This window comes from Agrococcus casei LMG 22410, assembly GCF_900163565.1.
Lineage (GTDB): Bacteria > Actinomycetota > Actinomycetes > Actinomycetales > Microbacteriaceae > Agrococcus > Agrococcus casei.
This window is the reverse complement of sequence record NZ_FUHU01000003.1, coordinates 122,903-148,822: the sequence shown is the minus strand read 5'-3', so window position 1 is coordinate 148,822 and position 25,920 is coordinate 122,903. Positions and strand designations below refer to the sequence as shown.

General features: G+C 65.3%; 28 protein-coding genes and 1 pseudogene. 17 read left to right on the top strand and 12 right to left on the bottom strand.

The window, feature by feature from the left end; translation table 11 throughout:
* Positions 1-83: 83 nt before the first annotated feature.
* Positions 84-848: pseudogene (locus tag CZ674_RS14310) on the top strand (EamA family transporter); the annotation flags it as partial.
* Positions 849-941: 93 nt separating this feature from the next.
* Here CZ674_RS14310 and CZ674_RS00830 read toward each other — a convergent pair.
* The 6 genes from CZ674_RS00830 to arsB form a co-directional block, all read right to left on the bottom strand.
* Positions 942-2,144, bottom strand: coding sequence for an MFS transporter (locus CZ674_RS00830; protein ID WP_086990197.1), 1,203 nt, complete (start codon positions 2,142-2,144; stop codon positions 942-944).
* Positions 2,145-2,278: 134 nt separating this feature from the next.
* On the bottom strand, positions 2,279-3,022 hold the full coding sequence (locus CZ674_RS00825) for a sulfite exporter TauE/SafE family protein (protein ID WP_086990194.1): 744 nt from the start codon (positions 3,020-3,022) through the stop codon (positions 2,279-2,281).
* A gap of 60 nt (positions 3,023-3,082) precedes the next feature.
* On the bottom strand, positions 3,083-3,712 hold the full coding sequence (locus CZ674_RS00820) for an arsenate-mycothiol transferase ArsC (RefSeq protein ID WP_086990192.1): 630 nt from the start codon (positions 3,710-3,712) through the stop codon (positions 3,083-3,085).
* A 4-nt stretch (positions 3,713-3,716) separates the two neighbouring features.
* Positions 3,717-5,159, bottom strand: a complete 1,443-nt coding sequence (locus tag CZ674_RS00815; protein WP_086990189.1) for an FAD-dependent oxidoreductase — start codon at positions 5,157-5,159, stop codon at positions 3,717-3,719.
* A 24-nt stretch (positions 5,160-5,183) separates the two neighbouring features.
* Complete coding sequence (locus CZ674_RS00810) at positions 5,184-5,600, bottom strand: arsenate reductase ArsC (protein ID WP_086990186.1); 417 nt, start codon at positions 5,598-5,600, stop codon at positions 5,184-5,186.
* Positions 5,597-6,688 carry an ACR3 family arsenite efflux transporter gene (gene arsB, locus CZ674_RS00805; protein ID WP_268802372.1) on the bottom strand — a complete coding sequence of 364 codons (1,092 nt, stop codon included), beginning with the start codon at positions 6,686-6,688 and terminating at the stop codon, positions 5,597-5,599. The genes CZ674_RS00810 and arsB overlap by 4 nt, the downstream gene beginning before the upstream one ends.
* Positions 6,689-6,803: 115 nt before the next feature.
* Here arsB and CZ674_RS00800 point away from each other — a divergent pair, with 115 nt between their 5' ends.
* From CZ674_RS00800 to CZ674_RS00775, 6 genes are all read left to right on the top strand, one after another.
* On the top strand, positions 6,804-7,178 hold the full coding sequence (locus tag CZ674_RS00800; protein ID WP_086990180.1) for an ArsR/SmtB family transcription factor: 375 nt from the start codon (positions 6,804-6,806) through the stop codon (positions 7,176-7,178).
* Between the two features lie 4 nt (positions 7,179-7,182).
* Entirely contained in the window at positions 7,183-7,617 is a 435-nt protein-coding gene (locus tag CZ674_RS00795) for an arsenate-mycothiol transferase ArsC (RefSeq protein WP_086990177.1), read from the top strand.
* 290 nt (positions 7,618-7,907) lie between these two features.
* Positions 7,908-8,660, top strand: coding sequence for an SDR family NAD(P)-dependent oxidoreductase (locus CZ674_RS00790; protein WP_086990174.1), 753 nt, complete (start codon positions 7,908-7,910; stop codon positions 8,658-8,660).
* Positions 8,661-8,749: 89 nt separating this feature from the next.
* Positions 8,750-9,223 (top strand): Lrp/AsnC family transcriptional regulator, encoded by a 474-nt coding sequence (locus tag CZ674_RS00785; RefSeq protein WP_086990171.1) that lies wholly within the window; start codon positions 8,750-8,752, stop codon positions 9,221-9,223.
* Positions 9,216-9,707, top strand: a complete 492-nt coding sequence (locus CZ674_RS00780; RefSeq protein ID WP_086990167.1) for a DUF2087 domain-containing protein — start codon at positions 9,216-9,218, stop codon at positions 9,705-9,707. The genes CZ674_RS00785 and CZ674_RS00780 overlap by 8 nt, the downstream gene beginning before the upstream one ends.
* A 149-nt stretch (positions 9,708-9,856) precedes the next feature.
* Positions 9,857-11,218, top strand: coding sequence for an HNH endonuclease signature motif containing protein (locus CZ674_RS00775; protein WP_159456851.1), 1,362 nt, complete (start codon positions 9,857-9,859; stop codon positions 11,216-11,218).
* A 20-nt stretch (positions 11,219-11,238) separates the two neighbouring features.
* On the opposite strand, the gene CZ674_RS00770 is transcribed toward CZ674_RS00775, so the two are convergent.
* Positions 11,239-12,207, bottom strand: a complete 969-nt coding sequence (locus CZ674_RS00770; protein WP_159456850.1) for a helix-turn-helix domain-containing protein — start codon at positions 12,205-12,207, stop codon at positions 11,239-11,241.
* Between the two features lie 183 nt (positions 12,208-12,390).
* Between CZ674_RS00770 and CZ674_RS00765 the strand changes: the two genes are divergently transcribed.
* Positions 12,391-12,657 carry a hypothetical protein gene (locus CZ674_RS00765; protein WP_159456849.1) on the top strand — a complete coding sequence of 89 codons (267 nt, stop codon included), beginning with the start codon at positions 12,391-12,393 and terminating at the stop codon, positions 12,655-12,657.
* Between the two features lie 114 nt (positions 12,658-12,771).
* Positions 12,772-14,397 (top strand): amidohydrolase, encoded by a 1,626-nt coding sequence (locus tag CZ674_RS00760; RefSeq protein WP_086990155.1) that lies wholly within the window; start codon positions 12,772-12,774, stop codon positions 14,395-14,397.
* Positions 14,398-14,428: 31 nt separating this feature from the next.
* Here CZ674_RS00760 and CZ674_RS00755 read toward each other — a convergent pair whose 3' ends face one another.
* Positions 14,429-14,716, bottom strand: coding sequence for a cupin domain-containing protein (locus CZ674_RS00755; protein ID WP_086990153.1), 288 nt, complete (start codon positions 14,714-14,716; stop codon positions 14,429-14,431).
* A 58-nt stretch (positions 14,717-14,774) separates the two neighbouring features.
* On the opposite strand from CZ674_RS00755, the gene CZ674_RS00750 reads away from it, so the two are divergent.
* From CZ674_RS00750 to CZ674_RS00740, 3 genes are read left to right on the top strand one after another with little or no spacing between them, the layout of a single operon-like run.
* The gene (locus tag CZ674_RS00750) at positions 14,775-15,200 is read left to right on the top strand and encodes an NUDIX hydrolase (RefSeq protein ID WP_200810019.1); all 426 of its coding nucleotides are present in this window, start codon (positions 14,775-14,777) and stop codon (positions 15,198-15,200) included.
* Positions 15,201-15,240: 40 nt separating this feature from the next.
* Positions 15,241-15,834 (top strand): DUF805 domain-containing protein, encoded by a 594-nt coding sequence (locus tag CZ674_RS00745; RefSeq protein WP_159456848.1) that lies wholly within the window; start codon positions 15,241-15,243, stop codon positions 15,832-15,834.
* A 32-nt stretch (positions 15,835-15,866) separates the two neighbouring features.
* Positions 15,867-16,931: a pyridoxal-phosphate dependent enzyme gene (locus CZ674_RS00740; RefSeq protein WP_086990144.1), complete on the top strand. Its 1,065-nt coding sequence runs from the start codon at positions 15,867-15,869 to the stop codon at positions 16,929-16,931.
* A gap of 3 nt (positions 16,932-16,934) precedes the next feature.
* On the opposite strand, the gene CZ674_RS00735 is transcribed toward CZ674_RS00740, so the two are convergent.
* On the bottom strand, positions 16,935-17,786 hold the full coding sequence (locus CZ674_RS00735; RefSeq protein ID WP_234988352.1) for a CPBP family glutamic-type intramembrane protease: 852 nt from the start codon (positions 17,784-17,786) through the stop codon (positions 16,935-16,937).
* Positions 17,787-17,908: 122 nt separating this feature from the next.
* Here CZ674_RS00735 and CZ674_RS00730 point away from each other — a divergent pair, with 122 nt between their 5' ends.
* Positions 17,909-18,718 carry an SDR family oxidoreductase gene (locus CZ674_RS00730; RefSeq protein WP_086990142.1) on the top strand — a complete coding sequence of 270 codons (810 nt, stop codon included), beginning with the start codon at positions 17,909-17,911 and terminating at the stop codon, positions 18,716-18,718.
* Positions 18,719-18,729: 11 nt separating this feature from the next.
* On the opposite strand, the gene CZ674_RS00725 is transcribed toward CZ674_RS00730, so the two are convergent.
* A complete protein-coding gene (locus CZ674_RS00725; RefSeq protein ID WP_086990139.1) occupies positions 18,730-19,131 on the bottom strand; it encodes a hypothetical protein in 402 nt (133 codons plus the stop codon).
* Between the two features lie 4 nt (positions 19,132-19,135).
* Positions 19,136-19,543 (bottom strand): nucleotidyltransferase domain-containing protein, encoded by a 408-nt coding sequence (locus tag CZ674_RS00720; RefSeq protein WP_234988351.1) that lies wholly within the window; start codon positions 19,541-19,543, stop codon positions 19,136-19,138.
* Between the two features lie 537 nt (positions 19,544-20,080).
* On the opposite strand from CZ674_RS00720, the gene CZ674_RS00715 reads away from it, so the two are divergent.
* The 4 genes from CZ674_RS00715 to paaZ are packed head-to-tail and all read left to right on the top strand — an operon-like array spanning position 20,081 to position 24,910.
* The gene (locus tag CZ674_RS00715; protein WP_086990133.1) at positions 20,081-21,265 is read left to right on the top strand and encodes a thiolase family protein; all 1,185 of its coding nucleotides are present in this window, start codon (positions 20,081-20,083) and stop codon (positions 21,263-21,265) included.
* Positions 21,265-22,032: an enoyl-CoA hydratase/isomerase family protein gene (locus tag CZ674_RS00710; protein WP_086990271.1), complete on the top strand. Its 768-nt coding sequence runs from the start codon at positions 21,265-21,267 to the stop codon at positions 22,030-22,032. Before CZ674_RS00715 ends, CZ674_RS00710 begins: the two co-directional genes overlap by 1 nt.
* Positions 22,029-22,868 carry a 3-hydroxyacyl-CoA dehydrogenase family protein gene (locus CZ674_RS00705; protein WP_086990130.1) on the top strand — a complete coding sequence of 280 codons (840 nt, stop codon included), beginning with the start codon at positions 22,029-22,031 and terminating at the stop codon, positions 22,866-22,868. The genes CZ674_RS00710 and CZ674_RS00705 overlap by 4 nt, the downstream gene beginning before the upstream one ends.
* Positions 22,865-24,910 (top strand): phenylacetic acid degradation bifunctional protein PaaZ, encoded by a 2,046-nt coding sequence (gene paaZ, locus CZ674_RS00700; RefSeq protein WP_086990127.1) that lies wholly within the window; start codon positions 22,865-22,867, stop codon positions 24,908-24,910. Before CZ674_RS00705 ends, paaZ begins: the two co-directional genes overlap by 4 nt.
* Positions 24,911-25,133: 223 nt before the next feature.
* Here paaZ and CZ674_RS14550 read toward each other — a convergent pair whose 3' ends face one another.
* Positions 25,134-25,796 (bottom strand): transglycosylase family protein, encoded by a 663-nt coding sequence (locus tag CZ674_RS14550; RefSeq protein ID WP_327078606.1) that lies wholly within the window; start codon positions 25,794-25,796, stop codon positions 25,134-25,136.
* Positions 25,797-25,920: the final 124 nt, after the last annotated feature.

The window sequence follows — 25,920 nt, the reverse complement described above, 5'->3', positions numbered from 1 at the left end:
GTAAACAGTTTGACAGTGAACAACCAGCGTACTACGCTCGCAATCAACTCACCTTTTATAGGTGAAAGATTCAGGAGTGAAGAATGACGCGAGGCACTGTGGGCGTGATGCTCGCAACCGCGAGCGCTCCGGTCGTATGGGGAAGCACTTACATCGTCACGACCGTTGCCTTGCCGGAAGACTCGGCGCTCTGGTCAGGCGTGCTGCGGGCACTGCCCGCGGGGCTGATCGCGCTCGCGCTGGCTCGCCAGCTTCCACGCGGCAGCTGGTGGTGGAAGGCCGGCATCCTCGGAGTTCTGAACATCGGCGCGTTCTTTCCACTGTTATTCGTGGCCGCCTACCTCTTGCCCGGCGGCGTCGCCGCAGTGTTCGGTGCGACCCAGCCGCTGTTCGTCGCAGCACTCGCGCTGCCCCTGCTGCGCGAGAAGCCGACAGCGTGGCGGCTCGTCTGGGGCACCGTGGCGGTTGTCGGGGTGGCGCTGATGGTGCTGGGGCCGGATGCGGCGCTCAGCGTTCCGGGCATAGTCGCGGGCGTCTTCGGCACCGTATCGATGGCCGCGGGCACCGTGCTGTCAAAGCGATGGGGCAGGCCGGTCGGGCCACTTGCCTATGGTGCCTGGCTGCTGACAGCGGGTGGCCTGTTCGGGATTCCGCTCGCGCTCGTCATAGAAGGCGCTCCCCCGGCGCTCGACGCTGCGGCTCTTGGCGGCTTCGCGTGGCTCTCGCTGATCGGCGGACTCGCGGCCTACGTGGTGTGGTTTCACGGGGTCGGGCGACTGCCAGCCGGTGCTGTCTCGTTTCTGCCGCTGATCTCACCTCTGGTAGCGGCAATCCTGGGCTGGCTGGTGCTGGGCGAGACCCTGACGTCTGTGCAGCTGCTCGGCTTTGCGATTGCGCTCGTCGCGGTCTCGGCGGCGCAGCGCGTGCCAAGCTGGGCGAGACTACGCGACCTGCGTGCCCTCGAGGTCGCCCCGCAGCGTGACCGCAGCGACGGCACAGCAGACCGCGAACACGACACCACCGACAAGCACCGGAGTGGCAAGGTCTGCCACCCCCAAGATGCCGCCGAGGGCTGATCCGAGTGCAAGCCCAAGCAGCCCGAGCACGCGCGCGGCTCCGCCGACGCGTCCCAGCAGACCGTCGGGAACCAAGCGCTGCCGCAACGACAGCGAGCAGATGTTCCAGACCACGGCATGCAGAATGTACAGCGCCAGCAGCACGCCCGCGATGATGGCGTTCTCGGTGAAGGCGAGCCCGATGAGTGTGGCGGCACCGAGCGCGAGGCTGGCAACGATCGCCCAGCGGTAACCAAGCACCGAGCGCAGCCGCGGCGCCAGGAACGAACCGAGCAGACCGCCGAGTGCCGAGAATGCGAGCAGCAGTCCGTAGCCGGTGCCGTCGAGCCCGAGGTTGTCGCTCGCGAACAGCACCAGAATCGAGAACGGCAGCATGTAGCCGACGCTCGCGAGCGCGCCGATGATCGCGAGGGCGCCGACGACCCTGTGACGTGCGAGCCAGATGATCCCCTCGCGAGCCTCCTTGTAGACCGAAGTGCGAACGGATGCGGTTGTCGGTCGCGAGCGCCGGATCGGCAGAGCGAGGGCGATGAGGCCGGCCACAGCCCAGAGTCCGCCCATCGCAAAGACGGGTGCGGCAGCCGCAAGCGCGAACAGCAGGCCGCCGAGCGGTGGCCCGGCGAATTCGTCGACCACGAGCTGGACGGCAGCGACCCTGCTGTTCGCGGTGTCGAGCTGTTCTTTGCGAACCAGCGACGGAAGTATCGCAACAGCCGCATTGTCGGCCATGCTCTCGAGCGTTCCGACCACGGCCATCGTCGCGTAGAGAGCCACAAGCGACGGTGCCCCGAGCTGGATGGTCGCAGCCAGCACCAGCAGAGCACCGCCTCGCAGCAGGTTCGCGGTGACGAGCAGAGTGCGGCGGTCGAAGCGGTCGACCCAGACGCCGATCGGCAGGGCGACGAGCAGGCGGATGAGCGCGTACATGGTGGCGAGACCGGCGACCAGGCGCGGGTCGTCAGTCATCATCGCCGCCAGCAGTGGCATCGAGACGAACGCGATGCCGTCGGCCAGGTTCGACAAGGCGTTCGCGCTCCAGAGCACGCCGAATCCGCGACCGAGAGGCATTGTGTCAGCCTACGCGGCGGCGCTGCTGGGTCTGGGCGTCACCAAATGCCGCAATTCGGCCATCCGTGCACCAACAACCGCGCATTCTGCGGCTTCTCGCAACATCCCGGCTTTTCGTGACCGTTGCGGCCGCGTCACTGCACCAAGAGCGCGATCCCCGAGACCAGGGCGGCAAGGCCGCCCGCGAGCGCCAGCACGATCATGACACCTCGCGCCACCGGCACCGGCACACGCTTCGCGAGCGCCGTGCCGCCGAAGTGGCCGGCGATCACGGCCACCAGGATCACAAGCCAGAGCCACGGCGAGATCTGCGGCCACACTCCGCCACTGAAGGCGAGCTTCGCCACGAGCGTCCCCAGGCCGATCACCAGGAAGTACGGCTGCAGCACGGCTACGAAGACCGTATGGGGCATCCGCGTCAGAATTGCGTAGGCGCTGACCGCCGGGCCTCCGACCCCGGCGATCGCGTTCATGGCGCCGCTCACGAATCCGGCCGAAGCGCCCAGCGGAAGCGTCGGCTTCAGCAGGACAGAGCGTCGCTCGAGCATCAGCGAGGTCCCGAGTGCGGCGATGATCATGAGGCCGATCGCGATCTGCAGCTGCGCGTTCGGAGCGACGGATGCGACCCAGGCTCCCGCAGCGAGTCCCGGCAGTGCAGAGATCGTGAAGGTCGTCACGACCCGCCACGAGATGTCACGCCAGGTGCCGAAGAGCACGAGCAGTGCGATCAGCGTGCAGGCGGCGACCGTGACGATCACGCCGTCGACCGGCCCGAACAGCAACACGAGAAACGGGCCGATGATGAGCGCCGATCCCATGCCTGTGATGCGCTGCGACAGCGTGCCCACGACGATGGCAAGTACTGCCAGAACTTCCATGCCCACCTATTCGAACCGCTTGTTGACCACTCTCAATCATCGCAGAACGACGGCACCGCTTCAGGCAGGTGCGCTGATCTCGTTCCAGAGTCGCGTCACCTTCGCATCAAGCACCGACATGACGCGATCGAGCTCAGCGGCCGTTTTGCCCTCGGGGTCTTCGACATCCCAGTCAAGGTAGGTCTTGCCCGGATAGATGGGGCAGGTGTCACCGCAGCCCATGGTGATCACGTAGTCAGCGGCGCGCACGACATCGTCGGTGAGCGGCTTCGGGTATGCGTCGGCGTCAACACCGATGCTGTCAAGCAGCTGCTTTGTCTCGGGGTGCAGGTCGTTCGCCGGAAGCGAGCCAGCCGACCGGATCTCGACCTGGTCGCCCGCCAGTTTCGACAGCAGCGCTGCCGCAAGCTGTGAGCGGCCCGCGTTCTGCACGCAGACGAACAGCACCTGCGGCCGGTCGTGCTCGATGCGCCCCATCGACTGCGCAAGCGCACGCAGCCGACTGTCAGCGAAGTGGCCGGCCGTGGTTGCCAGATACGTTCTGACCTTCGCTGTTCGCCCCAGGGCTGCGTACGACTCGAAGACGTATCGCTCAACCATCTCGGGGGTAAACACACCCTCGTAGCGTTCGGTCAGCTGCTCTGCAGTTCGCTGCAGAACACTCGTGTCTTTGGGCGTGGTGTCAATCATGGCTTCATTCCTGTCTCTGGTGCCCTGCAGTCAATGAGGTGTGTCCGTGCTGAGTTCCGGTGGCGAAGCCGATCGTCACAGGCTGGGGAGCCGCGCAGCAGGAAGCCGCCGCAGGCTCGGGCGTGCCACAGGATGCCGGTTCGGTCGGAGGCGCATCGCACGAGCCCCCGAGGTCGGTGGTGCAGACGCCGGTCTCAGGCAGAATCAACTCGAGCTGATCGGCTGCCGTTCGGTCACCCGACAGCGCTGCGGCGATCGAGCGCACCTGCTCGTATCCGGTCGCCATCAGAAAAGTCGGCGCACGGCCGTAGCTCTTCATGCCCACAATGTAGAAGTTCTTCTCGGGATGAGCCAGGGTTCGTTCACCGTGCGCTGTCACGGTGCCACAGCTGTGAAACTCCGGGTCGATGAGCGGCCCGAGAGCCGTCGGCGCTTCGACGATGCTGTCGATGTCGAGACGCAGCTCAGCGTGCATCCCCAGATCCGGGCGAAAGCCCGTCGCTGGAATCAGCCTGTCGACATCGAACCTGCGCCCGTCAGCGAGCACAACGGTCAACCGTTCGCCAGCCTGCATCCTCGTGACCGACATGTTCTCGACGATCTCAATCTCACCGTTGTCGACGAGAGCGCGCAGGCGTGTACCGAGCTGCCCTCGCGCAGGCAACTCGTCCGCCGCCTGGCCTCCGTAGAGGCGGATCGGGTTTGCCTTGCCGCGCAGTCCCCAGAGAATCGTCGTCTGCGGATTCTGCTGTCGCAAGCGCCCGAGGCTGAGAAGCATGTTGGCGGCCGAGTGCCCCGCACCCATGACGAGCACGGTTTTGCCAGCAAGCGCGTCCTGGTCGGTGCCCAGCGGGTCAGGGAGCGGCGAAGTGATGAAGCCGACAGCCCGGGCTTCCGGCTCACCGATGGCGTCGATGCCCGAGCGTCCGACCGGGTTTGGAGCGTCCCACGTGCCGGAGGCATCGATCACGGCGCGTGCCTCAATGTCAACGAGGCCGTTCTCGGTTTCGGCACGAATGAGAAACAGTGCGTCATCACGGTTCGCAGAACGGGTCTTGTCGACACCGCTCCCGTCCGCGGTGACGCGGGTGACCTGTGTGACGCGATGGCCGTAGCTGATGAGCGGTGCCATGGTCGGATGCGCGGCAAGCGGGTGCAGATAATCGCTCACCATGTCGGCGCCGGTCGGCAGGCGAGTCTCACGCGGAGCTTCCCAGTCGCCCGCATAGCTGCCGCTGGGAGTCTCAAGCAGCCTGCGCGATGCTGCGTCGATGTTGTATCGCCAGGTGGAGAAGAGCTTGATGTGACCCCACGCCGAGATCGCTGAACCAGCACTCGCTCCTGATTCGAGCACACGCACCTCCTGGCCGCGCTCGATCAGATGTGCGGCGGCGGCCAGACCGATTGGTCCTGCGCCGATGACGACGACGGGGTGAGTTTCATGCATTCCTCTGGCCCTCCTCAGGGTTGATCATTTGTCGGCGGGCAGCAGGTCGGCGATCAGCGCCTCAATGCGCGTGCGGATCTCGTCGCGAATGGGGCGCACGCCTTCAACGCCTTCACCTGCTGGGTCGTCAAGAGGCCAGTCTTCGTATCGTTTGCCGGGGTAGATGGGGCAGGCATCGCCGCAGCCCATGGTGATGACGACGTCTGACTCCTTGACGGCATCGGTTGTCAGAATCTTGGGGGTCTCGGCCGACATGTCGATGCCGATCTCCTGCATGGCAGCGACAGCAGCCGGGTTGACTGAGTCGGCAGGCGCTGAGCCCGCTGATCGGACTTCGATCTCGCCGGCAGCGAGCGTTGACAGGAACGCCGCTGCCATCTGAGAGCGGCCCGCGTTGTGCACACAGACGAATAGGACGGATGGCTTGGTGACTGCATTCATTCGGTGACCTTCTGATTGGTGGCTGGTGTGAAGAACTTGCGTGCCCAAAGAGCGACATAGACGAGTGCAATGAGCAGCGGAACCTCGATGAGGGGGCCGACCACACCCGCCAGCGCTTGTCCGCTGGCGACACCGAACGTCGCGATCGCCACTGCAATCGCAAGCTCGAAGTTGTTGCTCGCTGCCGTGAATGCCAGCGTGGTGGTGCGGGCATAGTTCATGCGCAGCGCTCGGCCGATCAGCATCGAGGCACCGAACACGACGACGAAGTAGATGAGCAGCGGAATCGCAATGCGGATGACGCCCAACGGTTTCGCGATGATGTTGTCGCCCTGCAGCGCGAACAGCAGCACAATGGTGAACAGCAAACCGTAGAGCGCCCACGGGCCAATGTTCGGCAGGAACTTGCTCTCGTACCAGTCGCGGCCCTTGCGCTTCTCGCCGATGGTGCGCGTGAGGAACCCGGCAACCAGCGGTATGCCGAGGAACACGACAACCGACAGCGTTATGGTCCAGAACGAGAACTCGGCACTGGTGGTCGGCAGCCCCAGCCAGCTCGGCAGCAGCTGTAAGTAGAACCAGCCGAGCACGCCGAAGGCGAAGACCTGGAAGACCGAGTTGATCGCGACCAGAACCGCTGCCGCCTCGCGATCACCACAGGCCAGGTCGTTCCAAATGAACACCATGGCAATGCAGCGGGCCAGCCCCACAATGATGAGTCCGGTGCGGTACTCCGGCAGGTCGGGAAGGAATATCCAAGCGAGCGCGAACATGAACGCCGGGGCCAGCACCCAGTTGATCACGAGCGAGGTGATCATCAGCTTGCGGTCGCGCAGCACTTCGCCGGTCTCGTTGTAGCGGACCTTGGCCAGGACCGGATACATCATCACCAGCAGCCCGATGGCGATCGGCAGCGAGATGCCGCCCACCTGCATGGAGTCGAGGGCGGCGCCGAGACCGGGGATCAGTTTGCCGAGTCCCAACCCAAGCGCCATGGCAGCCAGAATCCAAACCGCCAGATAGCGATCCAGAGTCGACAGCTTCGCGGCGACCTGGTCGGTCTCGACGCGCTCCTCAGTTGTGGTCACAACGAGCTCTCCTCGGAATAAATACATCGACGAACATCGATGTCTCGAGTATGCTTGCATATATCGACAGCTGTCAATCTCTTGACCGCGAGTCGACGCAGACGAAAGCAGACACATGACAACGGCAACAGCAAGCAGAGCCCTGGCAGATACAGCATGCGAGGCAGAAGCCGCATGCTGCGTGCCCACGCATGGGCAGAACGCACTCGAGCCAGCCGAAGCGAACGCCCTGGCCACACGATTCAAGGCCCTCGCCGACCCGAACCGACTGCGCATCCTGTCGATCGTCTCGTCGAGCGCCGAGGCCGAGACTTGCGTGTGCGACTTGACCGAGCCGCTCGACCTCGGCCAGCCGACGGTGTCACACCACCTCAAGATCCTGGTCGACGCCGGCCTGCTCAACCGCGAGAAGCGCGGGGTGTGGGCGTACTACTCCTTGGCCCCGAATGCACTTGATTCACTGGCAGCAACACTGACTCAGAAGGCGTGAACTCATGAACTCGAACGCACAAGACTCAACCCGCCCATCCGTGCTGTTCGTCTGCGTCAAGAACGGTGGCAAGTCGCAGATGGCGGCCGGCCTCATGAAGCTCGAGGTCGGCGACAGCGTGACGGTGACCTCTGCTGGGACCAAGCCTGGCAGTGCGGTCAACGCCCTCTCAGCAGAGGTGCTGCAAGACCTCGGCGCAGACATCACCACCGAAGAGCCCACACTGCTCACCGAAGACGACATGCGAGCGGCAGGCAACGTCGTCGTGATCGGCACCGAGGCTCAGGTGCCCGAGGTCAACGGCGTGCACGTCGAGGTGTGGGAGACCGACGAGACCAGCCTGCGCGGCATCGAAGGGCGCGAGCGCATGGAGCTCGTTCGAGACGACATTCACTCACGCGTCAAAGAGCTCAAGCAGCGACTGCTCAGCGGTCGCTGACACCAGCGTCTGCCGGGCAGCATGCCGGCCCGCACTGCTGCTCGTCGCGATCACCAGTCAGCACCGAGACCGGCGCACCGCAGCACGCATTTCCACGCCAGACTTCGACGCCCTCACGAATCGCGAGTGCGGCGTTCGAGCCAGCTCAGGAACGGCCTCCCAGCCAGAAAGCGCAGAGTCAACCCTTCTCGCGAACTAAGCCGCGAGCGCAACCCTGTAGATACTTTAAATTAAAATCACTATGATGGTGTCATACGCAACGCACACCAGCTACACAGGAGGTAACGAATATGGACTTCTCAAACAAGGTTGCACTCGTCACGGGCGGCGGCTCGGGTATCGGCGAGCAGGTCTCGAAGGATCTCGCCGCAGGCGGCGCGAAGGTGCTCGTCACCGACATCGACCTCAGCGCAGCTGAGCGCGTCACCGAAGAGATCAAGTCGGCCGGCGGAAGCGCGGTCGCTTTCAAGTACGACACGACAAGCCCCGACGAGGCCCAGGCTGCCGTCGCAAAGGCAGTCGAAGAGTTTGGCGGGCTCCACCTCACCGTGAACAACGCAGGCATCGGCGGAGCCCCGGCCCGCACCGCAGACGTTGAGGTCGCCGACTGGGAGCGCGTCGTGAACATCAACCTCAACGGCGTGTTCTACGGCATGAAGGCACAGATCCCCGAGCTGCTGAAGCACGCCAAGGAGTCTGCGATCGTCAACATCGCGTCGATCCACGGCTCGGTCGCGGCACCCATGAGCAGCGCCTACACCGCAACGAAGCACGCAGTCGTCGGCCTGACGAAGAACGCCGCAGCTGAGTACGGCGCTGATGGCCTGCGCATCAACTCGGTGGGCCCCGGCTACATCAAGACGCCGCTGCTCGAGAAGCACCTCGATGAGGCAACGATGAAGGCACTTGAGGGCAAGCACTCCCTCGGCCGACTCGGCACCTCAGAAGAGGTATCGCAGCTCGTGCTGTTCCTGCTGAGCGAAGAAGCAAGTTTCGTGACCGGCAGCTACCACCTGGTTGACGGCGGTTATACGGCCGTCTAACCAGAACCACGCGAATCCGGGCGGGAAATGTTTCGACTTTCCCGCCCGGATCGTTGCGTTCGTGTCAGATTTTTGCAAGGATCTTGCGCATGGACCGCACTGATTACGCGATTATCGACCAATTACGTGTCAACTCACGCGCAAACTACGGTGATGTCGGCGATGAGGTGGGTCTCAGCGCGTCTGCGGTGAAGCGCCGCATCGACCGCCTCGTCGCCGAGGGAGTCATCACGGCATTCACCGTGCAGATCGACCCGAAGGTCGAGGGGCTCGCAACCGAGGCCTATGTCGAGCTCTTCTGCCGGGGCACGGTAGCCCCGCCCGAGCTCAAGCGCATTCTGGCGCAGGTGCCCGAAGTCGTCGAGGCATACACCGTCACCGGCGACGCTGACGCGATCGTCGTGCTGCGGGCACGCGACCCCATCGAGCTCGAGGCAGCGCTCGAGCGGGTTCGCGCAACACCGCAGGTCGAGCGCACTCGCAGCGCCCTGATCCTCTCGCGCCTTGTGCAGCGAGCGGGGTCTGTGCTGCCGAACGCCTCGTCTGAACGCACGAATGCCTGAGGCGGCCGCTCGCGAAGGGCGTATTCGCCAGCTGCTTGCCACGCTCGCAGACACCGAACGGCGACGGATGTTCGCACGTCTCGTCCTCGCCGACGACGGAATCGAGACGGATGCGCTCAGCACGAAAGAGCGTCGGCACCTGGATGCACTCGTGCGCGCCGGACTCGCTGAGCTCGATGGCGACCGCGCCCGCGCATCCGATGCATTCTCTCCCCTGCTGACGAAGAAGCGGGCTGCGACGGGCATGGATCGGTTCGTGCGCGACGGCCGCATCGAGACGTGGCCTGCGAAGCCCGACGACCGCACCGCAGTGATGCGGTGGGCTGCCGAGCGTGCGCTGCAGCCGGGCGAGCAGGTCGACGAGCAGACCGTGACGGAGCGGCTGGGTGCGCTGTGGCGCGACCCGGCGACGCTGAGGCGCGACCTGGTCGACAACGGGCTGCTCGAGCGCGCTGCCGATGGGTCGAGCTACTGGCTGGCCTGAGCTGCTGGCCTGCCTGAGCTGGCATTTGAACTCCCTTTGGAGTTCAGCTCGCAGACCCCATCTGCCACCCCCGCAAGGCCATGTCACAGGTCCCCCGTAGTGTCGAAGACAAGACGCAAACGCAGGCATGTACGGGGGAGGTGGCGCGGATGTTCGACTCAACACGGCTCGATGTGCCGCCTTCCGAAGTGCTCAGCACCGGCATCTTCTTCGACGAGCGCGGCCATTTCGATGTGGGCCCGGTCGGCGTCGCATCGTACGAAGATGCGCAGCTGTATCTGCTGAAGACAGCACAGCAGCAGAGCACCAGCCGTCTGATCCTCGAAACCGACGCCGCAATTGAACGCCTTTTGGCAAACCGTGAGCTGCTGCGAGCACAGGCAGCCGACCTCGCCGCCGACTGCGCCAAGCTGCACGTCCGCGACGACGGCCAAGCGTTCGAGAACGAATGGCAGCACCTCACCTCCGTCCTGGCTGTCGACGCACACCGGGCAGAATCCACCGTCTCGAACCAGCTCGGCACTGCCCAGCAGCGCTGCACCGAACTCCCCCTGACGATGCAAGCCTGGCAAGACGGGCGCATCCACCAGGGCCACGTCATCGCCATCGAACGCGCCGCCTCGACCATCACCGAAGAGAGCCGCGGCGAATTCGAAGCAGAAGCGCTGCCCAAAGCCGACGGCCGCACACCACAGCAGCTCGCCCCTGTCGCACGGCGCATCGCACGCAAGTACGAGTCCGTCAGCATGCAGAAGAACCACGCCGACGCGTTCAAAGAGCGAGCAGTGTGGGTGACGCCGGCCGAACACGGCATGGCAACGCTGAACATCACGACTTCAGCGGTGCTGGCGGATGCAGTGGTCGACCGACTGCGCCGGGCCTACAAGAACCGGCCCGAGGGCGACCCCAGAGGTCTGCACCAATTCATGTCAGACACGGCCTTGGCGGTGCTGCTGACCGGCACCTGCGACAGCGGTTGGCTCGACAACATCCGCGCCGAAGTCGTCGTGACCATGCCCGCAACCATGCTCACCGCCGAAGAGACCGGCCGCGCCGAACTCCCCGCCGGGCAACTGGTCGACGACGACACTGCCCTGCTGCTGGCTGGGTCAGTGAACTCCTGGACGCGGCTGTTCACCCATCCGGTCACCGGCGTCGCCATCACCGCCGACACCTACGCACCCACAACGGCACTGCGCAGGTTCATCGTGCACCGCGACAGAACCTGCAGGTTCCCGGGGTGCGCGAGAATCGCGAAGCATGCCGACGTCGACCACACCAACGACTGGCAGCACGGCGGAAAGACCACGCCAGACAATCTGGCTTGTCTCTGCCGACATCACCACACGCTGAAACACCGACTGGGTGCCGACGACGGCTGGCGAGTCAGGCAACTCGATCCCGGGGTGCGCGAATGGGTCGACCCTCACGGCCGAATACGAAGAACCGAACCCGAGCCGGCACCGACAGCGGTGATCATCCGCGAGCATCCTGAGCAGGCTCGCTGGTGATGGCGGCAGCCTGCCTCTGGCTACTCCCCGGCTTCGGTGAGATCGCGCATCTCGACCGCCAGCCACAGCTCGAACCTGTCGTCTGGCTCGACGAGGCTGCGTCCGGTCAGCTCGCTGATCAGCGCCAATCGCGTGCGCAGCGTGTGGCGGTGCATCCCGAGCTGGCCAGAGACGTCTTCCATGCTCCCCGCAAGCCGCAAGTAGAGCCGCAGGGCATCGACGAGGCGCATCTTGCGATCTGGATCGTGCCTGTCGAGCGGGCCAAGCACCTCGTCGGCGAATGCGATGCGCTCGGCGCCGGCCTCGACGACTCCGAGGTAGTTGGGCGATTCGATCAGCACTGCTGCGACCGTTTCGTCGACCGCCTCTGCAAGCGCCGCCTCGTCGATCGCGCCGGTCTGCGCATCCGACGCCACCGTGACGACCTCTGCGACACCCTCCAGAAAGCCTTCGACTCGCTCGCGCTTGCCGCGCTCGATGGTGTCAGGAATGACAACCCGCGGGCGGCCCGTGATCCGCACGGCCATGCGCAAGCTGGTCGCGAGCGCCTGGTAGCCGTCGTAGGTGGGCACGTTGACGACGTCCATTTCGAGCAGGTCGGCCATGAGCGACGTGTACTCGTAGAGCGCCTGCCACTTGCCGTGGTCTTCGTACGTCTCACCTGCGTACGCCGTCAGGAACTCGCCGCGAGTGTTGATCTCGTCGCAGATCGCCGGCACGTAGTGCGGGTAGCAGCCCGAGCCCAGAAAGGAAGGGGCGTCGGATGCGGGCTCGTTCTTCGCAAGCACCTGCTGCAGGTGCCGATCGAGTTCGAACTCTGAGCGAAACGCTGCCGGCACGTCGAGCGGGCGACGCAGACGCAGCTTCTCGGGAATCGCCTCGAGCAGCTCCTCGGTCGAAGATGCCCCGACTGCCCGCAGCATCGCCTCGCGCGTTGCCGGCGCAGAGTTGGGAATGTACGGATGCACGAACGGTGCCGCCTCAGTCATCTCTCCTGCTTCCTTCGATGTCTCGTTCGGCAGGGCTGTGACGCTGCTCTGCGAACCTGGTGCCAGAGTATGAAAGTTGACCGGGTCGTGGGCTATACGAATCGGCGAAACCCAGACGGATTTATGCCAACACGGTGGTTCTCGTTGCATGCAGCACTGCCTGCGACGCCGGGCGGCGCTACAGTGCAGAGGCGACTTGTGCTGAACGGACTCAGGAGGTTTGCCATCAGACGAGAGACCTCGAAGCAGAGACACACGCGAGCCTGGCAGAACATCATCGCCGGCCTCGCGGTTGCGCTGGCTGGGCTGGCTGTCTGCCTGGGGAGCATCGACCTCGGCTTCGTCGAGATTCCTCGAAGCCCGTTCTTCGGCGGCGTCATCGTCGTCGTGGGAGTGCTCGTTGCAGCTGCCGGTGTGGTGGGCACGCTGAAGAGGCGAGTTCGCGACTGACCCCTCCAGAGGGAGATCGGATGCGCAGCATCGGTGGCCGAGACGGCGAAGTTCCCGCGTCTACCCACCGGGTTGGAGCATCGACCACTGCAGCGACCTCCATACACTGGTGCAATGCAGCTTGATCTCATCGTTGAGAACGCGAACATCCTCACGCAGAACCCCGACCGGCCCCGCGCATCCGCAATGGGCGTCTGGAACGGCCTGATCGTCGGCCTCGACGGCGACATCTCGGGGCTCGAAGCCCGCGAACGCGTCAACGCCGGCGGACGAACGGTGGTGCCCGGCTTCAATGACGTGCACTGCCACATGTCGGCGTTCGGGCAGCAGCTGCGCGAGATCGACGCCGGCCCCATGCGCAGCCTCGACGAGCTGTACGACGCGGTCGCACGCTTCGCAGCCGAACACCCCGACGAAGAGTGGATCACCGGCGCCTCATACGACCAGACCAGCCTCGGAGACCACCCCGACCGCGAGGCGCTGGACCGCGCATCCGGCGGCAAGAAGGTCATGATCATCCACCGCACACGGCACATGCTGACCGCTTCGTCGGCAGTGTTCGCCGAGCTCGGCGCGATGGATGCGTCGTATCCGGTTCCTGATGGCGGCGAGATCAGACGCCACCCCGACGGATCCCCCACGGGTCTGGTCGCCGAGCAGGCGATGACTGCGTTCAGGGCCCTGCGCCAGCCGGTCGCCGAAGACGAGCTGGTCGAATGCCTCGAGCTCGCGACGCAGCAGTTTCTGCGCGAAGGGATCACGAGCGCTTCAGAAGCCGGCATCGGCCGCTCGCCGATCGTCGGCAGCACCGCCGGCGAGCTGTCGGCGTATATGAGGGGCCACGCCGAAGGTCGCATCCGCGTGCGCACCGAAGTCATGCCGACGATGGAGAACTTCCACGACCTCCCTGTCGCAGACGCCGACGGCTACGGCAGCGGGCTCGACCTCGGGCTTCGCACCGGCTTCGGCAGCGGCATGCTCACGCTCGGCCCGCTCAAGGTCTTCACCGACGGCGCCCTGACGAGCCGCACCGCCGCGATGAGCGAGAACTTCTGCGGCCACGACCGCGCCGGCATGCTGCTGTTCGACCGCGAGCAGCTCGAGTCGATCACGACCGATGCGCACCGAGCCGGCTGGCAGCTTGCGGTGCATGCGATCGGCGACGTCGCCATCGACCTGGCGCTCGATCTGCTCGACACCGCGCAGCAGTCAATGCCCAGAACGGATGCGCGGCACCGCATCGAGCACGCGTCCGTCGTCAGAGACGACCAGCTGCAGCGCTTCATCGACCTCGGGGTCATCCCGTCGATCCAGGGACGCTTCGTGAACGAGATCGGCGACAGCGTCGCGAGTGTCATGGGGGCCGATCGCCTGCCGTGGACCTACCGCCACCGCTCGCTGCTCGACGGCGGCCTCGTGGTGCCCGGCGGCTCAGACAGACCTGTCGTCAACGGCGCACCGCTACTGGCGATGCAGGCCATGGTCGAGCGCCGCACCGCATCGGGTGCCGAGTTCAACCTGCATGAGGCAGTCACAGCCGAAGAGGCATTGAAGTCGTACACCGTCGACTCGGCATACGCATCACGGGCCGAGTCGATCAAGGGATCGCTCGAGGCACGCAAGTACGCCGACTTCGTGGTGCTCAGCGACGACCCGACTGCGGTGCCCGCGAGCGAGATCGGCCAGATTCAGGTCGAGTCGACGTGGGTAGGTGGCGAGTGCCGCTACCGAGCTGGCTGAGGGCCAAGTCAACTCCAAAAGGAGTTCAGACCTACTTGGCGTAGGCCTTCGCTTCGACCTCTGTGAAGACGACCCGCACATCCCCGCGGTTCTCCATCTGGTGCGCAGCGCCCGCCTGACGCGTGTAGGCAACGCCGGGCTCTACCTGCACCTCGAGCTCTGAGCCGTCGGGCAACACGGCCCACATGACCGAGCGCTCGACGCCTACGACCGCATAATCGTACTCGTGCTCGTGCATCTCAATCGCATCACCGGGCTCAATCGTCCACTCCGTGATGCGAAAGCGGTCATCGTCGAGGAACACACGCGAAGTAGCCATGTCGCCATGATGCCACCGCGCGCAACAATGCGCATTCACCCGCCGGTACACTTCTCGCGTGCCAGTGATCACCGTGTCTGCAGTGCTGTTCCAACGAGCGGATGCGCGAGTGCTGACCGTCCGCAAGCGCGGCACCGAGATGTTCATGCTGCCAGGAGGCAAGCCTGAATCCGGTGAGGGCGCCGCCGACTGCGCTAGGCGCGAGGTGCTCGAAGAGCTCGGCATCGAGCTCAAGCCAATCGACATCGAGCCATTCGGCGAGTTCGACGCCCCTGCCGCCAACGAGGCCGGCTTCACCGTGCACGCCGACGTGTTTCGTGCATCCGCCTCTGTCGCCGCTGCGATCGAGCCGGTCGCAAGCGCCGAGATCGTCGAGGTGCGGTGGGTGCTGCCCCGAGACGGCATCTCGGATGCGCGAGAAGCGCCGCTGAATCGCGACATCGTGTTTCCGATGCTGCTGGCAAGAGCGCACTTGCTCGACTAACGCCCAAGCAACACTCAGCGACGACGTGAACAATGGCGACGTGACTTACGACCAGTACCCCGCATCAGCACAGCCCTACGGCACACAGTCTGCAGGCGAGCCACCCGTCGGCGAGCCCTACTTTGGCGTCGGGTTCGGCAAGTCGCTCAAGCGATTCCTCGCGGGCTACGTCAAGTTCGACGGTCGCGCCAGCCGCGCGGAGTACTGGTGGTCATACCTGTGGATGCAGATCATCCTGCTGATTCCGATTCTGATCTATGTGATCGGCGCCACCGTCGTGGCATTCAGCTTCTCGTTCCAGATGGCCTACGCAAGCCAGATGTCGCCCGATATGGCACTGCAGATGCTGCTCGGCATGCTCGCCTGGGCGATCCCCCTCATCCTCGTCTCGCTCGCACTCACACTGCCGTCATACGCGATCATGTGGCGCAGGCTGCACGACGCCGGCTTCTCGGGCGCTCTCGCCCTGCTCAGCCTGGTCGGACTCTCGATCATCCCCACCATCATGTGCATCATGCCCACGAGCCCTGAGGCCCTGAAGTACGGCCCCGGCGCCGTTCCGCAACAGCACCCGCAGTACCCGCCGCAGTACCAAGGTCAGTACCCACAGCAGTACCCGCCGCAGCAGTACTGACTTGCGCATCCGCCGCCTGGCATGATGGCGGCATGAGCAACGATGCAAGCCGCAGCACATCGTCCGTTTCGTCATGGGTTCCCCGCCACCGCGACCAGCAGTGGCGAACCCCGAGAGCACACGGCGCCGCCCGCGAATTCCACCAGACGCTCGAGGGCTACGAGTCCACGCGCATCGTCGACCTGCCGTCGCTCGCGAAGGAACTCGGCGTAGGCGGGGTCATCGCAAAAGACGAGTCGTCGCGACTCGGACTGCCGTCGTTCAAGGCGCTGGGCGCATCCTGGGCAGTCCACCGCGTCGTCGAAGGCTCCGACGAGACGCTCTCGCTCGTCACTGCCACCGACGGCAACCACGGACGCGCTGTCGCGCATTTCGCGCGGATGTTCGGGCACCGTGCCGAGATCTATGTTCCGGCGGGCGTTCGCGAATGGGCGATGGTTGCGATCGAGGACGAGGGCGCTCAGCTGATTCAGCTCGACAAGACGTATGAGGTCGCGGTGCAGCGCGCCGCAGTGGCCGCCGCGGAGCAGGGGCGCGTGCTCGTGCAGGATGCCGGATGGCCCGGCTACACGAAGATTCCGCAGGACATCATCGACGGTTACGACACGCTCTTCACCGAGATCGACGAACAGGTTGCCGATGCCGACCTGGTGATCGTGCCGACCGGAGTCGGGTCGCTGCTGCACGCAGCGCTCACGCACTATCGCGGTGCCGGAACCGACACCCGTGTCATCGCCGTGCAGCCCGAAGTGGCGGCGAACCTGGCGCCGAGCTTCGCAGCCGACAGGCCCGTCATCGTGCAGACCGGCGAGACTCTCATGGCCGGACTCAACACGCACACGCCGTCATGGCTGTCGTGGCCGATCATCCGTGCCACGCTCGATGGCGTCGCGCATGTGGGCGACGACGCTGCCGTACAGGCTGCTCGTGATCTGGCTGAGCTCGGAGTCGACGCCGGGCCGTGTGGCGGCGCGTCGCTTGCTGGGCTTCGTGCCGCGGCCGCTTCGCCCGGAGCACTCGAGCACCTGGGACTCGACGAGACGAGCACGGTCGTGCTGCTGATCACTGAGGGCACCGAGACGAACCCGCTGCCATAAGCCTCAGAACCCGTTCACCAGCGGGAAGATCGGCAGCGCCCCCGGATGGTGCGCGTGCACGATCACGAGGAAGACGATCGCATCGAACAGCAGATGCAGCGTCACCACGTACAGCAGGTTCTTCTTCGAGAGCGTGAATGTCAGCCCCTGCACGAGCGCGAACGGAATCGTCAGCAGCGGCCCCCACTCGCGATAGCCGAGCTCCCAGAGGAACGACACGAAGATCACAGCCTGCAGCACATTGGCGAGCCACGGCCTGAAGTGGCGCATGAACAGCACGTAGCAAGTGCAGATGAAGAAGAGCTCGTCCCAGAGCCCAACGGCGTTGACGCCGACGAACAGCCTGGCGATCTCATGCCACTCGATCACGGTCGGCCAGTTCTGCCAGACGCCGCTGGTGATGAAGTAGAACGGCAGAATCAGGTACGCAGCGAAGACCACGAGCACCAAGTACCACCACTGCTGCGGTGACCAGCGGGCAAGGCGAAACGGAAACGTGATCGCGTGATCTTTGAACACCCACCGTGACAGCGAATACGGGATTAGCACGGCAGCCCCGAGTGCCACCGTGAACCGGAGCATGCCCAGTGGCGAGATGTCGGCCTCGAGTGAGATGAGGCTGACGGCCCCGAGCGCCAAGGCGATCAGCAGCAGGTCTTTCGCCAGCCCAGCGGAAGCGCCTATCCGATCGCTGAGAATCGCGAGCGCGAGTCCCGCGGTGAGTGAGACGTACCCCGCCCATTCGATGTCGATCCAGAACAGGAAGACGGCGCCGGCGGCGATCAGCGCCGCGGGCAGGATCGCGAAGGGACGCGTCTGCGTCTCGGATGCGGCGATCAGGCTCGGTCGGGGCACAGTTTCAGAGTATCGGGAGGCGGTCTGGAGGGGTGGTTCTGATTTTCTCGGTCGCTCAGGCCCCACGCGACATTGTTGCCGCCAAACCGCTGAGCGACCGAGAAAGTTGGCAGGGTGGGTACATGACCACTTCGAATGAACCGATATCGCGCGACCTGTACCCCCTTGCTGGCCGCACCGTCGTCGTGACCGGCGTGAGCCGACGCGCGGGCATCGGTCACGCCATCGCCGCGCGTGCCGCGGCATTCGGCGCCAATCTCGTCTGCCAGCACTTTTCGCCGCACGATGCCGAGCAGGCGTGGGGCGCAGACTCGATCGAAGATGTCATGACCAGCGTCCGCGACCATCTTCACCCGGGTGGGCGACTCGTCGACATCGAGGCAGACTTCACCGACCCAGCGGCTCCAACGACGGTCATCGCAACGGCGATAGAAGAGTTCGGCCGGATCGACGGTCTCGTCTGCAACCAGGCAGCGAGCGGGTCGGATGGCACGCTCGACGCGATCTCGAGCGAGTACCTCGACCGGCATTGGGCGGTCAATGCGCGTGCTTCGATGCTCCTCGCACAGGCCTTCGCGCGGCAGGCCGATGGAGGTTCGATCGTGTTCATGACCTCGGGGCAGGGTGAAGGCCCGATGCCCGATGAGGTCGCCTACGCCACCTCGAAGGCGGCGCTGGCGGGTATCACGCCGACGCTCGCCGCCGGACTCGCTGATCGGCGCATCCGCGTGAACACGGTGAACCCCGGTCCGATCCCAACAGGTTGGATGTCGCGAGATCTCGAGTCAGCGCTGCTCGAGAGATCGCCGTTCGGGCGCCTGGCCGAACCCGACGACCCCGCTCGGCTCATCACGTGGCTGCTCACCGACGAGGCCTCGTGGATCACCGGCCAAGTGATCTCATCGGAGGGTGGCTTTCGGCGTCACTCATGAGCCGACGCAAGTCATGTGAGCGCGCGGTTCACCAACGACTGCGCAGCGCGTTGCAGGCGACGCAGCGCAGAGTCTGAGGTCGGGTCGTGCCCGTAGCCGGCTCGAGTCTTCATGGTCAAGAGCGTATTCAGCCACTTAGAGGCTTCCCTATCGGTCGAGGCCAGCAAGGTGACTGCCTGCTGGTGGTCTTGCCCTTTGGCGTGCTTGCCGAGGGCGGCTGCACATATCGCGTCGGCCGCGGCTATGCCAGCGTGGATGTACAGCGTGGCCGCGGCATCGGCGACGTCCGTCTCGTCGGCGAGTTCGATTGCGTCGTCAGCGACCTGCAGAAACTGTCGTGCTTTGGCGAGTCGTCCTGCGCGCACGGCCTTGTCTGCCGACACTGTCTTGACGCTGTCGCTCTTTGGTGTCACGTCCTCACCCCCGCGCTCTCAGATTTCTGCGGAGCCACGACGGGTCCCCGGCGATGTCGATTCCGTCAGCCAGTATCGAATCGAAGATGCCGGCCTGCTCAACTTCCGACTCAAAGTACAACAGGGGTCTGACATCGTTGCCCGTCAGGTCACGCGTGACGCTCGCGAGGTTGCCGACACGCGCTTCCGCTTCATCGCGATCTGCGCCATCTGGCATGACGACGAGAACATCGATGTCACTGCCGTCGGTCATCTCGCTACGAGCTGCGGAACCGAACAGCTTCACCGTCAGCGGCTGCAGTCTCCACTCGCGAACATGCGACGATAGCAGGTCGATGAGATGCTGCTTGGCACGCGCGATTTCCCTGATCGGGCCAGCCAGCAGATGCCGGGCATTCAACTCATACGCCATGCTTCGGCCAACTCTTCGTTCAATGACGGTTCCGTGCGAAGCGAGCCGACGCACCGACTGGCGCACACCCTCTAGGGAGCCGCCCTCCGGTAGAAGCGCATGAATCTGCCCTGGCGTCAGCTCGGCATCCGCGCGCGCCAACACCGTGAGCACCTGCGAGTCGAGCCCTGTCGGACTGAGCGCAGCGAAGGGATTCTGCAACCGCATGGATCCTCCGAAGTTGACCGGTTACTTGCCATCATTGTCACACAAAAGTGGGTGAACACACAGAAATACGGGCGACCACCCACTTTTCTGGGCTGCCCGTATCGCCCTGACGCCGCATCCACCCCCAGCCACGTCCACGAGAAACCGTGATTCGAGCACCCGCGCACGAGAAACCTCACACTGAACGGTTTCTCGTCACACCCCGGTTCTTCGCAACCACCAACGTCCGCACGAACCACCCCCGGTTGCGCCACCGGCCCCGTCACCGGCATAATTACTGAACGATCGGTCACCTAATCGGCCGCCGTCGAACGAACAGTGAGGTTCTTGATGCCTGAGGCGTTTCTCGTAGGCGGCGTTCGCACGCCCGTCGGTCGATACGGCGGTGCGCTGGCATCCGTGAGGCCCGACGACATGGCCGCACTGACCATCGCCGAGCTCGTGACTCGAACGGGCGTCGACCCCTCTCGCATCGACGAGGTGATCCTGGGCGGTGCCAACCAGGCAGGCGAAGACAACCGCAACGTCGCACGCATGGCGACACTGCTCGCCGGCCTGCCCGACGACCTGCCGGGCGTGACCGTGAACCGCCTCTGCGCATCCGGAATGAGTGCCATCGCAATGGCTTCGCAGGCGATCCGCGCAGGCGACGCCGACCTCATCATCGCCGGCGGCGTCGAGTCGATGACCCGCGCGCCCTGGGTCGAGGCCAAGCCCGAGAAGGCATTCGCGCGCCCTGGCGCCAAGTTCGACACGTCGATCGGGTGGCGGTTCACGAACCCGAAGCTCCTCGAGCGAGACAAGGCCACGTTCGCCATGCCCGAGACGGCCGAGGAGGTAGCACGCGTCGACGGCATCACCCGCGAGGACGCTGACGCGTTCGCACTCGAGAGCCACCAGAAGGCGCTCGCTGCGATCGAAGCGGGCCGCTTTGCGGATGAGGTCGTGGCAGTGCCCACCAAACGAGGCGACGTCGATACCGACGAAGGGCCCAGGCCAGAGACGACGCTCGAGAAGCTCGCCAGCCTGCGCCCTGTCGTCAATGGCGGATCGGTCGTCACGGCGGGCAATTCGTCGAGCCTCAACGACGGCGCGAGCGCTGTGCTCGTCGCCAGTGAGCGCGCAGTCGCAGAACTGGGGCTGGCTCCGCGTGCGCGCATCCGCGGCAATGCCGCCGCCGGCTTGGCGCCTGAGGTGATGGGGCTCGGCCCCGTGCCGGCGACCGAGAAGCTGCTGGCCCGCACCGGCCTCAACATCGACGACATCGGTGCCGTCGAGCTCAACGAGGCGTTCGCGACGCAATCGCTCGCGTGCATCCGCAGGCTCGGCCTCGACCCGCAGATCGTCAACAACGACGGCGGCGCGATCGCACTGGGGCACCCCCTCGGATCATCGGGCTCGCGCATCGTCATCACGCTGCTCGGCCGCATGGAGCGCGAACAGGCCGAACTCGGCCTCGCAACGATGTGCGTCGGGGTCGGCCAGGGAACCGCGATGATGCTGGAGCGCGTGTGATGCACGACGCCACACCAGCCGAAGCCAAGCCCGTGCTGCTCGTCGAAGAGCTCGAAGACCGGGTGGTCGCGACCCTCAACCGGCCCGAGAAGCGCAACGCGATCGACCAGCAGACCATCGACGCGCTGCACGACCTGTGCGAGCGACTCGAATCCAACCCGCGCACGCTGATCCTCACCGGTGCAGGGGGCACGTTCGCAGCCGGCGCCGACATCGCGCAGCTTCGCGACCGCGGTGCCGCAGAGGCACTCGAGGGCATCAACACCCGCGCGTTCATGCGGGTTCGCGAGCTGCCGATGCCGGTCATCGCAGTCGTCGACGGATACGCGCTCGGCGGCGGCGCAGAGCTCGCGTATGCAGCAGACATCCGCATCGGCACGACGACCACCAAGTTCGGCAATCCCGAGACCGGGCTCGGCATCATCGCCGCAGCCGGCGCGACCTGGCGGCTGCGCGAGATCGTAGGCGAGGCCATTGCAGCCGAGATGCTGCTGACCGGCCGCATCCTGAACGCACACCAGTCGTTTGCGGCCAGGCTCGTCACCCACCTCGACGACGACCGCGACGAGGCGATGGCCCGCGCGCACAAGATGGCCGACAGCATCGCGAAGCTCGGCGCACAGGCGACCCAGGCGACCAAGCGAGCGCACCTCGCGCCCCGCAGCGCACATCCGCAGATCGATCTCGAAGAGCAGTCGGTGCTGTTCGAATCCGACGACAAGCGCGAGCGCATGGGCGCATTCCTCGACCGAAGGGCCGAGCGATGAGAGACACAGCAGTCGGCGTCCTCGGCGGCGGACGCATGGGCGCAGGCATCGCGCACGCGTTTCTGCTGGCTGGCGCCCAGGTCACTGTGGTCGAGCGCGACGACGAGGCGGCGGCAGCGGCGAAAGCGCGCGTCGATCAGGCCCTCGCTAAGAGCATCGAGCGCGGCATGCAGGCAGAGGGTCTCGAAGTGCACGTTTCGACGGATGCGCAGAGCTTTTCTGAGTGCGCTCTCGTCATCGAGGCGGTTCCGGAGGATCTCGAGCTCAAGGCATCCTCGCTCGCCCGCGTCGAGGAGGCGATCGCGCCCGACGCGACCCTCGCATCCAACACCTCCTCGATCTCGATCGACAAGCTCGCCGCAGCACTGCAGCGACCCGACCGCTTTCTGGGGCTGCACTTCTTCAACCCCGTGCCTGCGTCGAAGCTCGTCGAGATCGTGATCGGCACGGCGACCGCGCCCGAGCTGTGCGAGACCGCGCAAGCGTGGGTCGAGCAGATCGGCAAGACGCCTGTCACCGTCACCGACTCCCCCGGCTTCGCGTCGAGCAGACTCGGCGTCGCGCTCGGGCTCGAAGCAATTCGCATGCTCGAAGCCGGCGTCGCATCGGCAGCCGACATCGACGCCGCCATGGAACTCGGCTACCGCCACCCGGCAGGGCCGCTCAAGACCACCGACATCGTCGGGCTCGACGTGCGCCTCGGCATCGCCGAAGAGCTCGCACGCGAACTCGGCCCCAGATTCGAACCCCCGCAGCTGCTGCGCGACATGGTCGCCCGCGGCGAGCTCGGCCGCAAGAGCGGCAAGGGCTTCTACGAATGGAGTGAAGGCTCATGACAACGACTGCAACTCAGACAGCGATTCTGCCCTCGTTCATCAAGGGCGAGTGGTGGAGGCCAGAGACGGATGCGGCAGTGCAGGAGGTGCGCGACGCATCGACCGGCGACGTGGTCGCCCGTGTGTCGAGCGAAGGCATCGACCTCGCAGGCGCGCTCGAGTATGCGCGCACGGTCGGTCACGATTCGCTTGCTCCGCTGACCTTCCACCAGCGGGCGATCATCCTGAAGAAGATGGCGCTCGCTCTCACTGAGCGCAAGGACGAGCTCTACGAGATCTCAGCACGCACGGGGGCGACCAAAGCCGACTCGTGGGTCGACATCGACGGCGGCATCGGCGTGCTCTTCGCCTACTCGTCGAAAGGGCGGCGCGAGATGCCGCAGAGCACCGTGCTGATCGACGGCCCCCTCGAGCCTCTGTCGAAAGACGGATCATTCCTCGGTCGGCATATCTTTACTTCGCTGCCCGGTGCTGCTGTGCAGATCAACGCCTTCAACTTTGCTGTGTGGGGGTCGCTCGAGAAGCTCGCACCCGCCTTCCTGGCTGGCGTGCCGTCGATCATCAAGCCTGCGACGCCGACCGGATTCCTCGCCGAGCATATGGTGCGCATCCTCGACGAGTCGGGGCTGCTGCCCGAGGGCTCGGTGCAGCTGGTGTCGGGCTCGCTGCCCGGTGTCTTCGACCTGCTGAAGCTCGGCGACACCGTCGCATTCACTGGGTCGGCATATACGGCAGACAAGCTGCGTCGGCATGAGGCATTCCAGTCGGGCGGCGTGCGCTTCACGTGCGAGACCGACTCGATCAACGCATCCGTGCTCGGTCCCGACGCAACCCCCGAGACTCCGGAGTTCTCTGCCTTCGTGAAGCAGCTCGTGACCGAGATGACGTCGAAGGCAGGCCAGAAGTGCACCGCCATTCGCCGTGCGATCGTGCCGTCGGCGCTCGCTGCCGACGTTGCGCGCGCTGTTGCCGACCGCATCGCCGAGCGCATCGTCGTGGGAGACCCGCGCGATGAGGGGGTGACGATGGGCCCGCTCGCGTCACTCGAGCAGCGCGACGAGGTGCTCAGTCAGGTCGGCAAGCTCGTCGACGCCGGCGGCCGCGTCGTCGTCGGAACCGACCAGCCGCAGCCCAGCCAGGGCGCGTTTGTGTCACCCATGCTGCTGCGGTTCGACGATGCGTTGACCGATGCGCTGCACGAGATCGAGGCGTTCGGTCCGGTCGCGTCGCTGCTCACCTATGACTCTGTTGACGAAGCAGTCGACCTCGTCGCCCGCGGCGGCGGTTCGCTCGTCACCTCTGTCGTCTCGCACGACCCGGAGTTCGTGGGTGCGCTGGTGCCCCGCATCGCCGGCATGAACGGCCGCATTCTGCTGCTCGATCGCGACAACCTCAAGACCTCGACCGGTCACGGATCGCCCTTGCCAATGCTGATGCACGGTGGTCCTGGTCGTGCTGGCGGCGGCGAGGAGCTGGGCGGCATCATCGCCGTCAAGCACCACATGCAGCGCACCGCTGTGCAGGGCACACCCGAGTTGATGACGGCGGTGACAGGCGTGTGGCACTCGGGGGCAAGTGCGAACGCGGATGCCGAGCACCCGTTCCGCAAGTCGCTCGCAGAGCTGCGCATCGGCGATCAGGTGCGGTCGGGGCTGCGTGAGGTGTCGCTGGACGACATCGAGCGTTTCGCACACTTCACCGGCGACACGTTCTACGCCCACATGGACGAGGAGGCTGCGGCCGCGAATCCGTTCTTCCCGGGCCGCGTCGCTCACGGCTACCTGCTGGTGTCGTTCGCCGCGGGCCTGTTCGTCGAGCCGGCTCCGGGACCGGTGCTTGCGAACACTGGGCTCGAGAACCTGAAGTTCATGACGCCTGTGTCGGCTGGCGACTCGATTCGGGTCGAGCTGACGGCCAAGGAGATCACGCCCCGCGAGACCGACGACTACGGCCAGGTGCGGTGGGATGCGCGGCTCATCAACCAGAACGACGAGATCGTCGCGCAGTACGACGTGCTGACGATGGTTGCGAAGACCCGCTGACCCGCACGGCCGCGGAGCCGCACCCCTATGCCCGCTGGTTGAGGAATTCGCCCGCGAAGCGCGCGAATGTCACGAAACCACACACCCCCACCCGCTGGTTGAGGAACTGCGCCCCTGTATCCGGTGGTTGAGGAACCCGCACGCGAAGCGCGCGAGTGTCTCGAAACCACTGCACTGATCGCCCCGACCAACAATCAGGTCGGGGCGATCAGCATCAGCGCTATTACGCCTTAGGCAGCACGAGCTCCTGCCCGACCTCGATGAGGTCGGGGTTTGAGATCTCTTCCTGGTTCACGGCGAAGATGCCGAGCCAGCTACTGTCGATGTCCTTTGCCTCGGCGATCTCGATGAGGGTGTCGCCCTCCTTGACCGTGTAGGTCTCGTCGGATGCCTCGACATCGGGCAGGTCGTATGCGGGCGCCTCAGCCTGGGGCTGTTCGGTGGCAGGAGCCTCGGTCGCAGGCTGCTCAGGGGCAGGCTGCTCGTTGTTGGGCTGCGGAGTCTCACCGCGAGGCTCTGCGTCACCCGTCGCGCCGATCTGCGCCGAGCATGAGGGCCAAGCGCCCCAGCCCTGCGTTGCCAGCACGTTCTCTGCGACGCGGATCTGCTCGGCGCGTGATGCGTCTGCGGGGTTGCCCGTTCCGCCGTTGGCCTCCCAGGTGGGAAGCGAGAACTGCAGGCCGCCGTAGTAGCCGTTGCCGGTGTTGATCGACCAGTCTCCGCCCGACTCGCACTCGGCGAGGGCGTCCCAGGTGGCGTCGTCTGCTGCGTTGGCGGCGGTCGGCATGAGCACGAATGCACCGACGCTTGCGATCGATGCGGCCATGACACTTCCGACGAAGCGCTTCGAGCGGCGTGCACCGGTGGTGGTCTTGTTGTTCTTCACAGTGAACTCCACGGCCCCGTCTGGATGCACGGATGCGCGTCCTTCCGCCCGACCGGATCATTAGATTCCAAGGAGCGAAGGACTTCTCGGGGCGGATACGACGGCCATCCTTCGCGGTTCAAGT

Excerpts from the sequence above, each read along its gene's own strand:
- CZ674_RS00830 (WP_086990197.1), bottom strand. The coding sequence starts at position 2,144 with ATGCCTCTCGGTCGCGGATTCGGCGTGCTCTGGAGCGCGAACGCCTTG.
- CZ674_RS00825 (WP_086990194.1), bottom strand. The coding sequence starts at position 3,022 with ATGGAAGTTCTGGCAGTACTTGCCATCGTCGTGGGCACGCTGTCGCAG.
- CZ674_RS00820 (WP_086990192.1), bottom strand. The coding sequence starts at position 3,712 with ATGATTGACACCACGCCCAAAGACACGAGTGTTCTGCAGCGAACTGCA.
- CZ674_RS00815 (WP_086990189.1), bottom strand. The coding sequence starts at position 5,159 with ATGCATGAAACTCACCCCGTCGTCGTCATCGGCGCAGGACCAATCGGT.
- CZ674_RS00810 (WP_086990186.1), bottom strand. The coding sequence starts at position 5,600 with ATGAATGCAGTCACCAAGCCATCCGTCCTATTCGTCTGTGTGCACAAC.
- CZ674_RS00800 (WP_086990180.1), top strand. The coding sequence starts at position 6,804 with ATGACAACGGCAACAGCAAGCAGAGCCCTGGCAGATACAGCATGCGAG.
- CZ674_RS00795 (WP_086990177.1), top strand. The coding sequence starts at position 7,183 with ATGAACTCGAACGCACAAGACTCAACCCGCCCATCCGTGCTGTTCGTC.
- CZ674_RS00790 (WP_086990174.1), top strand. The coding sequence starts at position 7,908 with ATGGACTTCTCAAACAAGGTTGCACTCGTCACGGGCGGCGGCTCGGGT.
- CZ674_RS00785 (WP_086990171.1), top strand. The coding sequence starts at position 8,750 with ATGGACCGCACTGATTACGCGATTATCGACCAATTACGTGTCAACTCA.
- CZ674_RS00780 (WP_086990167.1), top strand. The coding sequence starts at position 9,216 with ATGCCTGAGGCGGCCGCTCGCGAAGGGCGTATTCGCCAGCTGCTTGCC.
- CZ674_RS00775 (WP_159456851.1), top strand. The coding sequence starts at position 9,857 with ATGTTCGACTCAACACGGCTCGATGTGCCGCCTTCCGAAGTGCTCAGC.
- CZ674_RS00770 (WP_159456850.1), bottom strand. The coding sequence starts at position 12,207 with ATGACTGAGGCGGCACCGTTCGTGCATCCGTACATTCCCAACTCTGCG.
- CZ674_RS00760 (WP_086990155.1), top strand. The coding sequence starts at position 12,772 with ATGCAGCTTGATCTCATCGTTGAGAACGCGAACATCCTCACGCAGAAC.
- CZ674_RS00755 (WP_086990153.1), bottom strand. The coding sequence starts at position 14,716 with ATGGCTACTTCGCGTGTGTTCCTCGACGATGACCGCTTTCGCATCACG.
- CZ674_RS00740 (WP_086990144.1), top strand. The coding sequence starts at position 15,867 with ATGAGCAACGATGCAAGCCGCAGCACATCGTCCGTTTCGTCATGGGTT.
- CZ674_RS00730 (WP_086990142.1), top strand. The coding sequence starts at position 17,909 with ATGACCACTTCGAATGAACCGATATCGCGCGACCTGTACCCCCTTGCT.
- CZ674_RS00720 (WP_234988351.1), bottom strand. The coding sequence starts at position 19,543 with ATGGCGTATGAGTTGAATGCCCGGCATCTGCTGGCTGGCCCGATCAGG.
- CZ674_RS00715 (WP_086990133.1), top strand. The coding sequence starts at position 20,081 with ATGCCTGAGGCGTTTCTCGTAGGCGGCGTTCGCACGCCCGTCGGTCGA.
- CZ674_RS00710 (WP_086990271.1), top strand. The coding sequence starts at position 21,265 with ATGCACGACGCCACACCAGCCGAAGCCAAGCCCGTGCTGCTCGTCGAA.
- CZ674_RS00705 (WP_086990130.1), top strand. The coding sequence starts at position 22,029 with ATGAGAGACACAGCAGTCGGCGTCCTCGGCGGCGGACGCATGGGCGCA.
- paaZ (WP_086990127.1), top strand. The coding sequence starts at position 22,865 with ATGACAACGACTGCAACTCAGACAGCGATTCTGCCCTCGTTCATCAAG.